The sequence below is a fragment of the Micrococcus sp. 093350064-1 genome, assembly GCF_053627955.1.
Map to the genome: position 1 here is coordinate 34507 of NZ_JBSEYU010000003.1, position 13254 is coordinate 47760.

At 72.5% G+C, this 13254-nt stretch carries 8 protein-coding genes; 6 read left to right on the top strand and 2 right to left on the bottom strand.

The window, feature by feature from the left end; all coding sequences use genetic code 11:
• The first annotated feature begins 61 nt into the window (after window positions 1-61).
• The 3 genes from polA to rpsA all read left to right on the top strand — a co-directional run bounded on the left by polA (window position 62) and on the right by rpsA (window position 5832).
• A complete protein-coding gene (gene polA, locus ACUW6W_RS04090; RefSeq protein WP_230277975.1) occupies window positions 62-2875 on the top strand; it encodes a DNA polymerase I in 2814 nt (937 codons plus the stop codon).
• Window positions 2859-4232 (top strand): GNAT family N-acetyltransferase, encoded by a 1374-nt coding sequence (locus tag ACUW6W_RS04095; protein ID WP_135019263.1) that lies wholly within the window; start codon window positions 2859-2861, stop codon window positions 4230-4232. The genes polA and ACUW6W_RS04095 overlap by 17 nt, the downstream gene beginning before the upstream one ends.
• 142 nt (window positions 4233-4374) lie before the next feature.
• A complete protein-coding gene (rpsA, locus tag ACUW6W_RS04100; protein ID WP_036315338.1) occupies window positions 4375-5832 on the top strand; it encodes a 30S ribosomal protein S1 in 1458 nt (485 codons plus the stop codon).
• Window positions 5833-5967: 135 nt separating this feature from the next.
• Here rpsA and ACUW6W_RS04105 read toward each other — a convergent pair whose 3' ends face one another.
• Complete coding sequence (locus ACUW6W_RS04105; RefSeq protein ID WP_230277976.1) at window positions 5968-7185, bottom strand: class I SAM-dependent methyltransferase; 1218 nt, start codon at window positions 7183-7185, stop codon at window positions 5968-5970.
• Complete coding sequence (locus ACUW6W_RS04110) at window positions 7178-7879, bottom strand: IMPACT family protein (protein ID WP_127445868.1); 702 nt, start codon at window positions 7877-7879, stop codon at window positions 7178-7180. Before ACUW6W_RS04110 ends, ACUW6W_RS04105 begins: the two co-directional genes overlap by 8 nt.
• A gap of 154 nt (window positions 7880-8033) precedes the next feature.
• Here ACUW6W_RS04110 and coaE (ACUW6W_RS04115) point away from each other — a divergent pair, with 154 nt between their 5' ends.
• The 3 genes from coaE (ACUW6W_RS04115) to uvrB are packed head-to-tail and all read left to right on the top strand — an operon-like array spanning window position 8034 to window position 13214.
• On the top strand, window positions 8034-10403 hold the full coding sequence (gene coaE, locus ACUW6W_RS04115) for a dephospho-CoA kinase (protein ID WP_041102705.1): 2370 nt from the start codon (window positions 8034-8036) through the stop codon (window positions 10401-10403).
• Entirely contained in the window at window positions 10400-11047 is a 648-nt protein-coding gene (coaE, locus tag ACUW6W_RS04120; RefSeq protein ID WP_041102706.1) for a dephospho-CoA kinase, read from the top strand. Before coaE (ACUW6W_RS04115) ends, coaE (ACUW6W_RS04120) begins: the two co-directional genes overlap by 4 nt.
• Window positions 11048-11084: 37 nt before the next feature.
• Window positions 11085-13214, top strand: coding sequence for an excinuclease ABC subunit UvrB (uvrB, locus tag ACUW6W_RS04125; protein ID WP_041102707.1), 2130 nt, complete (start codon window positions 11085-11087; stop codon window positions 13212-13214).
• The last annotated feature ends 40 nt before the right edge of the window (window positions 13215-13254 follow it).

Genomic DNA, 13254 nt, shown 5'->3' on the forward strand with positions numbered 1-13254 from the left:
TAGGCTGGCACACGCGACCGGCGCGCCCCGCGCCGCGCGCCGAGAGGAGACGTGAGCACCCATGGCGGCAGATCCGACCCCAGAGGCCCCGCAGCGGCTGCTGGTCCTGGACGGACACTCGATGGCGTTCCGCGCGTTCTACGCGCTGCCCGCCGAGAACTTCGCCACGGACACGGGCCAGAACACGAACGCCGTGTACGGCTTCACCGCCATGCTCCTGACCATGATCCGGCAGCAGCGGCCCACGCACGTGGCCGTGGCGTTCGACCTCTCCGGGCCCACGTTCCGCTCCGAGGAGTACGGTGAGTACAAGGCGGGCCGCTCCGAGACGCCCGCGGAGTTCGCGGGCCAGATCGAGCTGACCGTGAAGGTCATGGAGGCCCTGGGCATCCCCACGCTCACGCTGGAGGGCTACGAGGCCGACGACATCGTGGCCACGCTGTCCGCGCGCGCCGAGGAGGCGGGGTGGGAGGCCGTCGTCGTCTCCGGTGACAGGGACGCGTTCCAGCTCATCTCCGAGCGCACCACCGTGCTCTACCCCAAGAAGGGCGTCTCCGACATCCCGCCGATGGACGCGGACGCCGTCATGGCCAAGTACGGGGTCGCCCCCGCCCAGTACCCCGAGCTCGCGGCCCTCGTCGGCGAGGCCGCGGACAACCTGCCCGGCGTCCCCGGCGTCGGTCCCGGGTTCGCCGCGAAATGGCTGAAGCAGTACGGGGACCTCGACGGCGTGCTCGCACACGCGCACGAGATCACGGGCAAGAAGGGGGAGGCGCTGCGCGAGCATCTCGAGGACGTGCGCCGCAACCGCCGCCTCAACGCCCTCGTGCGCGACCTCGACCTGCCGATCGGGCTCGAGGCGATGCGGCTCGAGATGCCCGAGCGCGAGCCCGTGGAGGAGCTGTTCGACGCGCTGCAGTTCAACCGCATCCGGGAGCGCGTGTTCGAGGTGTTCGGCGAGCGGGTGGGCGAGGACGCGCCGCCCCCCGAGGTCGAGGCCGCCCCGGAGTTCACCGAGGCGACGACGGCCGAGGACGTGCGATCCTTCCTCGCCGCCGAGGCCGGCAACCTGCTCGGCGTCCACGTGGACGTCGAGGGCCCGGCCCTGCTGCCCCGCCGCAAGGTGCCCGTGCCCGGCACGTTCGGCACGCCCGTCGGCGTCGCGCTGGTGGGCGAGCACGCGGGCCTGCACGTCACCCTCGACGGCGACGCCCCGGACCCGGCGCTGGTGGCCGCCGTGCGCGAGGCCCTGGGCGAGGGCGGACTGGCCAAGGCCGTGCACGACCTCAAGCGCACGCTCAAGGCGCTGGCCGCGCCCACCGAGGGCGACGGGCTCGGCCCGGACGCGGCCCTGGACGGCGTGGTGGACGACGTGCTGCTCTCGGCCTACCTGATCCAGCCGGACCAGCGGGACACCTCGCTCGAGGCGCTGGCGGAGGCGCATCTGCACACCCCCCTCACCGCCCCGCGCGAGCCCGCGCAGCAGCGGGCGCAGGGGACGTTCGACCTCGACGGCGGGCAGGCCGCCGCCGAACGCGCGGACCGCGCCGCGGACGCCGTGCGGGCCGCCTGGGTGGTGCGCCGTCTCTCCACCCAGTTCACGCCCCAGGTGCTCGACCGCGGGGCCCAGCGGCTGCTGCAAGAGCTCGAGATCCCGCTCTCGCGGCTGCTCGCCCGGATGGAGCTGACCGGCATCGCCGTCGACGTCGACGCCCTGACCGGCCTACGCGAGGACTTCACCGACGCCGCCGACGCCGCCAAGGAGTCCGCGTGGGCGTCCGTCGCGGAGGAGACCGGCGGGATGCAGGTCAACCTCGGCTCGCCCAAGCAGCTGCAGGAGGTGCTGTTCGAGCGGCTCAACATGCCGCGCACGCGCAAGACGAAGACCGGCTACTCCACGGACGTGGACTCGCTGCAGGACCTGCTCGAGCAGACCCGGCACCCGTTCCTCGAGAACCTGATGGCCCACCGTGACGCCACGAAGCTCCGGCAGACCGTGGAGGGGCTGCTCGAGACCGTCGCCACGGACGGCCGCATCCACACCACCTACTCGCAGACCGCCGCCGCCACGGGCCGGCTGTCTTCGCTGCACCCGAACCTCCAGAACATCCCGGTGCGCACCGAGGCGGGCCGCCGCATCCGTGAGGTGTTCGTGGCGGACGAGGTGGCCGGCGAGCAGGCCGTGCTGCTCTCGGCCGACTACTCCCAGATCGAGATGCGCATCATGGCGCACCTGTCCGAGGACGAGGGGCTGATCCAGGCCTTCCGCGAGGGCGAGGACCTGCACTCGTTCGTCGGCTCGCAGGTGTTCGGCGTGGACCCGGACGACGTCACCGCCGAGCAGCGCGCCAAGGTGAAGGCGATGAGCTACGGCCTGGCCTACGGGCTGTCCTCCTTCGGGCTGTCCAAGCAGCTGAAGATCTCGGTGGACGAGGCGCGCGGCCTCATGAAGGGCTACTTCGACCGCTTCGGCGGCGTGCGCGACTACCTGCGCGACGTCGTCGCGCAGGCCCGACAGGACGGGTACACCTCGACGATCGAGGGGCGCCGCCGCTACCTCCCGGACCTCAGCTCGGACAACCGTCAGCTGCGGGACATGGCCGAGCGCGCCGCGCTCAACGCCCCCATCCAGGGCTCGGCCGCGGACATCATCAAGCGCGCGATGCTCGACGTGCAGGCCGGCCTCGAGGAGCACGGGCTGGCCTCGCGCCTGCTGCTGCAGGTCCACGACGAGCTCATCCTCGAGGTCCCGGCCGCCGAGCTCGACAAGGCCACGGCGCTCCTGAAGGAGCGGATGGGCCGGGCCGCCGAGCTCTCCGTGCCGCTCGACGTGCACGTCGGCCAGGGAAGGAGCTGGCATGACGCCGCACACTGACGCGCCGGAGGGTCCGTCGCTGCGGCGGCTGGCCGACGCCGCCGAGGACCGGCTCGGCGAGCACGGCCTCGCGCTGCGCGACCTCGGGGTCCTCGGCCCCGAGGACCCCGCCGCATCGCACTTCGCGGCCGCGGTCGAACGGGGCTTCTACGAGACGGTGCCCACGGGCGCCGCGCTCCGCCAGCAGCTCGAGGCCCACGCGGCCGACGGACGGCGCCGGCTCGGCGTCTACGCGCCGGGGGACGACCCGGCGGCCCGCCGCCCCGCCGCCACCTTCGAGGACTTCGTGCAGCCGCTGACCACGTGGCCCGGCCGCACCGTCGACGCCTGGCTGATCACCGACGTGACCGTCTCGCCGGACGCCCGCCGGCGCGGCGTGCTGCGGGCCATGATGCTCAGGTCCCTCGCGGACGCCCGCGACGCCGGCCTGTGCGCGGCCGCCCTGACCGCGACCGAGGCCGCCATCTACGGCCGCTTCGGCTTCGGGGCCGCCACCCGGTGGCACGCCGTGCGGATCGACGTCTCGGGCGCCCCCGCGTTCACGGGCGCCCCGGCCGGCGGGCGGGTCACGGTCGAGGAGCCGCGGGAGATCCCCGGCCTCGTGGACGAGCTGTACGGGCGGGTGCTGCCGGCCACCCCGGGCTCGGTCCAGCGGACCTCGTTCAGCGTGCCTCGCTGGGAGGACCGCGAGGCGAGTCGGAACGAGGGGCGCGGCTCGGGGCTGTACGCGGCGGTCCACCGCGACGACGACGGGCGGGTCCAGGGCGTCGCGCTGTATCGGTTCGAGGGCTGGGAGAAGGAGCCGCCCACGATCACCGTCACCGCGTTCCTCGCGGCGACCGCCGACGCGCGGCGCGGGCTCGTCCACCACCTGGCCCGACTGGACCTGGTCGAGCGGATCGAGTGGGGCCGCGCGCCCGAGCCCGGTTGGCTCGAGGCGCTCTTCGTCGACGAGCGGCGGGTGAGTCGGCACCGCGGCTCCGACGACCTGTACCTGCGGGTCCTGAACCTGCCCGCCGCCATGGCGGCCCGTGGCTGGGCGGGCGACGGGGAGGTCGTCGTCGCCGTCGAGGACGCGCTCGGCGCGATCGACGGGACGTGGCGGCTCACCGTCCGCCAGGGGCGCGGCGCCGCCGAGCGGTTGGGCCCCGCGGCCGACGCCGTGGGCCTGGGCGCGGGACTCCGGCTCGACGCGGCCCGGTTCTCCGCGCTCTGGCTCGGCGGGCACTCCCGCGGGGCCGGCGCCGCGGTGCTGGCGGAGGCCGGTGTCGTGGCGGAGCTGCGGGCCGGCGCGGCGGAGGCGTTCGACGGGCTTGTGCGACCCAGCCGACCCCTGCACACCCTCGTCGGCTTCTGATACGCTGGACGAGCACATTCGTGCGCGTTTGATACATGTCCATCACGACCCACGCCGGGTGGGGCCCCTCTGGTGCCCGGATGCCGCCCACCGGCGGCATCGATCCCGACGTGACCCCCGATCCCAACGGAGTCCCTCCTACATGACCACCACTTCCAACGCCCCGCAGGTCGCCATCAACGACATCGGCTCTGCCGAGGACCTGCTCGCCGCCATCGACGCGACCATCAAGTACTTCAACGATGGCGACCTCGTCGAGGGCACCGTCGTCAAGGTGGACCGCGACGAGGTCCTGCTCGACATCGGCTACAAGACCGAGGGCGTCATCCCGTCCCGCGAGCTGTCCATCAAGCACGACGTGGACCCGGACGAGGTCGTGGCCGTGGGCGACACCGTCGAGGCCCTGGTCCTCACCAAGGAGGACAAGGAGGGTCGCCTGATCCTCTCGAAGAAGCGCGCCCAGTACGAGCGCGCCTGGGGCGACATCGAGAAGATCAAGGAGGAGGACGGCGTCGTCGAGGGCACCGTCATCGAGGTGGTCAAGGGCGGCCTCATCCTCGACATCGGCCTGCGCGGCTTCCTCCCGGCCTCCCTCGTGGAGATGCGCCGCGTGCGCGACCTGGCCCCCTACATCGGCCAGAAGCTCGAGGCGAAGATCATCGAGCTGGACAAGAACCGCAACAACGTGGTCCTGTCCCGCCGCGCCTGGCTCGAGCAGACCCAGTCCGAGGTCCGCTCCAACTTCCTCCACAAGCTGGAGAAGGGCCAGGTCCGCAACGGCACCGTGTCCTCCATCGTCAACTTCGGCGCCTTCGTGGACCTGGGCGGCGTGGACGGCCTCGTGCACGTCTCCGAGCTGTCCTGGAAGCACATCGACCACCCGTCCGAGGTCGTCGAGGTGGGCCAGGAGGTCACCGTCGAGGTCCTCGAGGTGGACATGGACCGCGAGCGTGTCTCCCTGTCGCTGAAGGCGACCCAGGAGGACCCGTGGCAGCTCTTCGCCCGCACCCACGCCCTCGGCCAGGTCGTGCCGGGCAAGGTCACCAAGCTCGTGCCGTTCGGTGCGTTCGTCCGCGTGGAGGACGGCATCGAGGGCCTCGTGCACATCTCGGAGCTGGCCTCGCGCCACATCGACACCGCCGAGCAGGTCGTGTCGGTCAACGACGAGCTGTTCGTCAAGGTCATCGACATCGACCTCGAGCGTCGCCGCATCTCCCTGTCCCTCAAGCAGGCCAACGAGGGCGTGGACCCCGAGGGCACCGAGTTCGACCCGGCGCTCTACGGCATGGCCGCGGAGTACGACGAGGAGGGCAACTACAAGTACCCCGAGGGCTTCGACGTCGAGACCAACGAGTGGATGGAGGGCTTCGAGACCGAGCGCGCCGCCTGGGAGCAGCAGTACGCCGACGCTCAGGCCCGCTGGGAGGCCCACAAGGAGCAGGTGCGCCGCTCCCTCCAGGAGGAGGCCACCGCCGGCGCCGACGCCGGTGCGGGCCTGGGCGGCTCGTCCTACTCCTCCGAGGCCCCGTCCTCGGACGGAGGCACCCTGGCCTCCGACGAGGCCCTCGCCGCCCTGCGCGAGAAGCTCACCGGCAACTGATCGCCGCCGTGCGTGGCCGTCCCTGACGGCCCGCGCCGAGCACCCGACGCCCCGTCCCTCCCTCCGGAGGGGCGGGGCGTCGTCGCGTCCCGGGGGACTGGCCGCGGGGGAGCGGACGGGACCCGGCGGCCGCGCTCAGCGGCGCTCGGAGACCGTCACGGTGAACGTGCGGTCGCGCGCCGTCTGCCGGGTCGGCCCGACGAGGTCCTCCAGCACCGGCCGGTACCGCAGGTGCGAGTTCCAGACGCACCACAGCCGGCCGCCCGGCTCCAGCACCCGCGCCGCGGCCGCCACCAGCCGGTGGGCCACGGAGGGGTCCACGGCGTTGCCGTCGTGGAACGGGGGATTCAGGAGCACGCACTCCTCCGTCCCGTCCGGCCACGTGGCCAGGGCGTCGTCGCGCACGGCCCGGACGCGGTCCGCCACGCGGTTCGCGCGGGCCGTGGCCAGCGTCGAGGCCACCGCCACGGCGGACTGGTCGGTGGCCAGCACGGTGACGTGCGGCCACAGCCGCGCCGCCCCGACCGAGAGCAGCCCGTTGCCGCAGCCCAGGTCCACGACGCGCCCGGGCGGGCGCGGGTCGTCGGCGAGCGAGGCGAGCAGCAGACGGGAGCCCGGGTCGGCGGCGGCACCACCGAAGGCGCCGGCGTGGGCCACCAGATGCAGGCTCCCCACGCCGGGGACGTCGCGGTCGGCCTCCTCCGGCGGCCGGGGGGTCACGTCGGGACGCGGGCCCCGGGCCGTGAGCACGCGCGCCTTGCGGCGTCCCCGTCCGGTGACGACGTCCTCGAACGCCGCGCCGAGCACCCCGTTCATGCGCGGACTCATGTGCTTGTCGCGGCCGCCGGCCAGCAGAACCACGCCGGGGTCGGCCGCGCCCGCCGCGATCCGGGACAGCCGGTCGAGCTCGTCGAGCGAGCGGGGCAGCGGCAGCAGGACCGTCCGGGCTCCCCGGGCCGCGTCCTCGGGCGTGGCCGTTCGCTCGAGCTCGCCCGCCTCCCCGCCGAGGCGACCGGCGGCGCGCCACGCGGCGAGGTTCGCGTCCAGCGAGCGCTCGGCGGAGGCGTCGTCCTGGTGGACCCGCACGTCGTGGCCGGCCGTGAGCAGGGGCAGGGTCAGGGCGCCGTGTCGGTCCTCCAGGACGGCCACCGGGCCGGGGACGTGCCCGCTCGCGATCCACCCGGCCAGGGTGTCGAGCAGGAGCAGGTCCGCCGCGTCGTGGGCCTGGCGGTCGGGCTCGGGCGGCAGCGGCCACCGATCCAGCGCCGCGAAGTCCACGCCCGCGGTGAGGTCGTCCGGCAGCCCGCCGTGGGCGACATCGGGGGTGACCCCCCGGGGCAGCGGTTCACTCATGGTCCACCCAGTCCTCTCCGATCCGTTCCGCATGCCCCGCGCCAGCCGTGACGTCCGCGAGCCGCTCCGCGAACGCCGCGCGGGCCTCCTCGGTGTCCGGCACGCCGACCGTCAGGCGGACCGCCGCGGCGCCGTAGCTCGCCTCCAGCACGGACACGCCCGCCGCGCGCAGCTCGTTCTCCCACCGGCCGGCGTCGGTGTGGGGCGCCTCCACCGCGAGCAGGGCCAGCCGGGAGCGGGTGCGCAGCGGGGCGGCGTCGAGTGCCCCGGACACCGAGTCCGAGTAGGCGCGCACCAGGCCCCCGGCGCCCAGCTTGATCCCCCCGAACCAGCGCACGACGACGGCGCACACGTCCGTCAGGTCGGTCCGGCCCGGCGCGGTCTCGCGTTGGAGGAGGGCCTCGAGCATGGGGACGCCGGCGGTGCCGGCGGGCTCGCCGTCGTCGCTGGAGCGCATCCGGTCCCGGGCGGGGCCGAGGACGAACGCGCTGCACACGTGCCGCGCGTCGTGGTGCCGGCGCCGCAGGACGGCGACCATCTCGCGGGCCTGCGCCTCGTCCTCGACGCGCCCGAGGTAGGTGAGGAAGCGGCTGCGGCGGATCTCCACCTCCCGTTCCAGCCAGCCGTCGGGGTCGCGGGCGGACGCCGGCAGGACCGTGCAGCGCACGGTCGGGGCGGGGGCGGGATCGGGCATGTCCCCACCCTAGGGGCTGGCCGTGGACGCGAACGCCGTCGAGCCCGGACGTGAGCTTCGGTACAGTGGGGGACCGTGCCACCCGGCACCGGCCCACCGGTGAGCGAGCACGCGTGCCGCCGCGGGCCTCCCACGACCCTGTCCCGGGAGACTCATGACTTCCCCGCTCACTCGCCTGCACGACACGTTGGGGCTCCGCACGAGTCCGGCGATCTTCTTCGGCTCGGCCGCCGCGGTCGTGCTCTTCACCGCCGCGATGGGCCTGTTCCCTGGCCCGGTCCAGGCGGCCTTCGGCGTGGTCTCGAGCTGGCTGCGCTACGACGTCGGCTGGATCTACACCCTCAGCCTGACCCTGCTGGTGGCGTTCCTGTTCATCCTCGCCGTGACCCGGTACGGCCGGGTCAAGCTCGGCGACGACGACGCGGTGCCGGAGTACTCCGGCCTGACCTGGTTCGGCATGATGTTCGCCGCCGGCGTCGGCGCGGTGCTGATGTTCTGGGGCATCGCGGAGCCGATGAACCACTACGCCAACCCGCCCATGGCGGGGACGGAGCCGTTCTCCGACCGCGCGGCCTCGGAGGCCATGGCGATCGCGAACTTCCACTTCGGCATCCACATGTGGGCGATCCTGCTCGTCCCGGGCCTGTGCTTCGGCTACTTCACGTACAAGCGCAAGCTGCCCCCGCGCGTGTCCTCCGCCTTCCAGCCCCTCCTCGGCGATCGCATCCACGGCCCCATCGGCAAGACGATCGACATCATCGCCGTGGTCTCCACCGTGTTCGGCCTCGGCGTGTCCGTGGGCCTGGGCGCCCTGCAGATCAACGCGGGCATGAACTACGTGCTGGGCACCCCCGTGGCCGGCTGGGTCCAGGCGCTCATCCTGGCCGTCGTCACCGCCGTGGGCACGGCCTCCGTGCTGGTCGGCATGGACAAGGGCGTCAAGCGGCTGTCCTACGCCAACATCCTGCTGGCGATCGCCCTGCTCGTGTACGTCCTGATGTGGGCCGTCTCCAGCATGGACGTCATCCGCGGCACCGTGCAGGCGATCGGCGAGTACGCCTCCATGCTGCCCGTGCTCTCCACCTACAACGACACGTACAACTCGGGCCAGTGGTCCGGTGACTGGACCGTCTTCTACTGGGCCTGGACCGTGACGTGGGCGCCCTTCGTGGGGATGTTCTTCGCCCGCATCTCACGCGGCCGCACCATCCGCTCCTTCATCATGGCCGGCCTCGGCCTGCCCACGGCGTTCGTCATCATCTGGATGGGCATCTACGGCTACTCCGCGTTCCAGTCGGACCGCGCCACCGCGCCGGCGCCGGGCCAGGGCGGTGACCTCACGCAGACGATCGTCACCGACGGCAACGTCCAGGCCGCCCTGTTCCAGCACCTGCAGGGCACGCCGCTCTACACGGTGGCCGCGGTCGTGGCGCTCGTGGTCATCACGCTGTTCTTCATCACCTCGATCGACTCGGGCGCGCTCGTGATGGACGCGATGGCCAATGGCCACGAGGATGCCGCGCCCCGCCGCCAGTCCGTGTTCTGGGCCGTGTCCATCGGCGCGGTCTGCGCGGCCATCATCCTCACCGCGGGCGAGAACGGCCTGGCGGCGCTGCAGGAGGTCATCATCGTGATCGGCCTGCCCATCCTGCTCATCACCGTCACGCAGGCCGCACTGCTGCTGCAGGCCCTGCGCGAGGACGCGGGTGCCGCGCGGCCCATGCGGACCCGCCAGTGGAAGCAGGTGCTGCCGGTCGAGGAGTACCGCCGCCGCGCCACCGAGGACGGCGTGGACGTCTCGGACTTCGTGATCCGCCCCGAGTTCGAGGTCGGCACCGAGCCGGAGAACGACACGCACACCCCGAAGACGTGGCACCAGCAGCGCATCGACGCGGCCAAGGCCCTCGTCACCGTCGGCCTGACCGGCGGCATCGCCGCGGGCCGCACCGAGGTCGGCGCGGAGCTCGAGCGGCTGGGCGCCGTCGTCGTGGAGTTCGACGACCTGATGGGGGAGATCCTCGTGCCCGGCAACCCCGTGCTCGAGGAGCTCCGCTCGGTCTTCGGCGAGGACATCGTCCGCGCGGACGGCACCCTGGACGCGCGCACCCTCAACCGGCTCACCACCGAGAGCTCGACCGCCCGGACGCGCATGTACGAGATCGTCTCCCCGGCGGTGCGCGACGAGGCGAACCGCCGGGCCCGCGAGATCGGCGAGGACTCCGTGCTGGTGGTCGACCTGGCCCTGCTGGCCGAGACCGGCTCCGGACAGGACTTCGACCAGGTGCTGGCCGTCTCCGCTCCCGCCGAGGTGCGCGTCGCCCGGCTCATGGAGTCCCACGACATGACCCGCGAGCGGGCCTGGGCCTTCATCGACGAGGAGGCGGCGGACGAGGAGCGGGCCGAGATCGCGGACACCGTGATCGAGAACGACGGCTCGCTCGAGGACCTGCAGGAGGCCGTCCGGGCATACTGGGAGGCCAAGATCCAGCCTCAGCTCGAGGCCGCCCGAGGAGAGCGCGTATGACCGAGACCGACCCGGTGGCCGAACGGCCGCGCGTCCATGTGGGCCTGACCGGCGGGATCGCCGCCGGCAAGTCCGCGGTGGCCCGTGTCCTGCAGGAGCGTGGCGCGCTCCTGGTGGACTCGGACGCCCTCGCCCGGCTGGTCCTCGAGAAGGGCACCGACGGGCTGGCCGCCGTCCAGGACGAGTTCGGGGACCGCGTCGTCACCGCGGACGGTGAGCTCGACCGCGTCGAGATGGCCCGCATCGTCTTCGGGGACGAGGGCGCCCGACAGCGCCTGAACCGCATAGTGCACCCCCGGATCCGGGCTGCGGCCCGGCGCATCGTCGCCGAGGCCGGGCCGGACGCCGTCGTGGTCCAGGACGTGCCGCTGCTGGTGGAGACCGGGCAGGCGGACGCGTTCGACCTCGTGATCGTGGTGGAGGCCCCGCTCGAGGAGCGCCTGCGCCGGATGGTGGAGGACCGCGGCATGAGCCGCGCGGACGCCGAGGCGCGGATCGCGGCCCAGGCCACGGACGAGCAGCGGCGCGCCGTCGCGGACGTGGTCATCGTCAACGACGCCGACCTCGAGCGGCTCGCGTCCGTGGCGAACCAGGTGTGGGACCGGTTCCTCGCCCCCGGCGCGGCTGAGCCCTCGGCGGACTGACCGCCGGGGTGTCCGGGGCGCGACGTAGGGTTCTGCCATGAGCCTGGCCCAGAAGATCAACCGCGTCGTCGCCCCGTTCGAGGTCATCTCCCCCTACCAGCCCTCCGGTGACCAGCCGAAGGCCATCGCCGAGCTCGCCGAGCGCGTGGAGGCGGGGGAGAAGGACGTCGTCCTGATGGGCGCCACCGGCACGGGCAAGTCGGCGACGACGGCGTGGCTCGTCGAGCGCCTCCAGCGGCCCACGCTGGTGATGGTGCAGAACAAGACGCTCGCGGCGCAGCTGGCCAACGAGTTCCGGGAGCTGCTGCCCAACAACGCGGTCGAGTACTTCGTCTCCTACTACGACTACTACCAGCCCGAGGCGTACGTCCCGCAGACGGACACCTTCATCGAGAAGGACTCCTCCATCAACGAGGAGGTCGAGCGGCTGCGCCACTCGGCCACGAACGCGCTGCTGACCCGGCGGGACGTGATCGTGGTGGCCACCGTCTCCTGCATCTACGGCCTCGGCACGCCCGAGGAGTACATCGAGCAGATGGTCACCCTGCGCCGCGGTGCGGAGATGGACCGGGACGTGCTCCTGCGGCGGTTCGTGCAGATGCAGTACGTGCGCAACGACGTCGACTTCCACCGCGGCACCTTCCGGGTGCGGGGGGACACCGTGGAGATCATCCCCATGTACGAGGAGCTCGCGGTGCGCATCGAGTTCTTCGGGGACGAGATCGAGTCCATCCAGACCCTGCACCCGCTCACCGGCCAGGTGGTGCGCGAGGAGGAGGAGATGTACATCTTCCCGGCCTCGCACTACGTGGCCGGCGACGAGCGCATGGGCCGGGCGATCACCACCATCGAGGACGAGCTGCGGGAGCGGCTGCAGGAGCTGGAGTCCCAGGACAGGCTCCTCGAGGCGCAGCGGCTGCGCATGCGCACCACGTACGACCTCGAGATGATGCAGCAGATGGGCTACTGCAACGGCATCGAGAACTACTCGCGCCACATCGACGGCCGTCCCGCCGGCTCCGCCCCGCACTGCCTGCTGGACTACTTCCCGGACGACTTCCTGCTCGTGGTGGACGAGTCCCACGTGACCATCCCGCAGATCGGCGCGATGTACGAGGGGGACATGTCCCGCAAGCGCACCCTCGTGGAGCACGGCTTCCGCCTGCCCTCGGCCATGGACAACCGCCCGCTGAAGTGGGATGAGTTCCTCGAACGGATCGGGCAGACCGTGTACCTCTCCGCGACGCCGGGCGCCTACGAGCTCGGCCAGGCGGACGGCTACGTCGAGCAGATCATCCGGCCCACCGGGCTGGTGGACCCGCAGGTGGTGGTCAAGCCGACCGAGGGCCAGATCGACGACCTGCTCGAGCAGATCCGGGTGCGCACGGCCAAGGACGAGCGCGTCCTGGTGACCACGCTGACCAAGCGCATGGCCGAGGACCTCACGGACTACCTGCTCGAGGCGGGGGTGAAGGTCGAGTACCTCCACTCGGATGTGGACACGCTGCGCCGCGTGGAGCTGCTGCGGGAGCTGCGCAAGGGCACCTTCGACGTGCTGGTGGGCATCAACCTGCTGCGCGAGGGCCTGGACCTGCCCGAGGTCTCGCTCGTGGCGATCCTGGACGCGGACAAGGAGGGCTTCCTGCGCTCCACCACCTCCCTCATCCAGACCATCGGCCGCGCCGCCCGCAACGTCTCCGGCGAGGTCCACATGTACGCCGACAACGTCACGGACTCCATGCGGCGGGCGATCGACGAGACCGAGCGGCGCCGGGCCGTGCAGATCGCGTACAACGAGGAGCACGGGATCGACCCCCAGCCGCTGCGCAAGCGCATCGCGGACATCACGGACCAGCTGGCCCGGGAGGACGCGGACACCGCCGACTTCCTCAAGGGCATGGGCGGCGTGAAGTCCGGGTTCGACTTCGGCATGGGCCACCGAGGCCTCAGCTCGCTGGACCGGGACGCGACCACAGGGGAGGGCACCGAGGCTCCGGCGGTGGACCCGGCGTCGCTGCCCGCCAAGGACCTGGCCGATCTGATCGAGCAGATGTCGAAGCAGATGCACCAGGCGGCGGCGGACCTGCAGTTCGAGCTCGCCGCCCGCCTGCGCGACGAGGTCGGCGAGCTCAAGAAGGAGCTGCGGCAGATGAAGCGGGAGCAGTGACCACCCGGCATGATGCCGACCCAGGGTGTTATGAAAACAC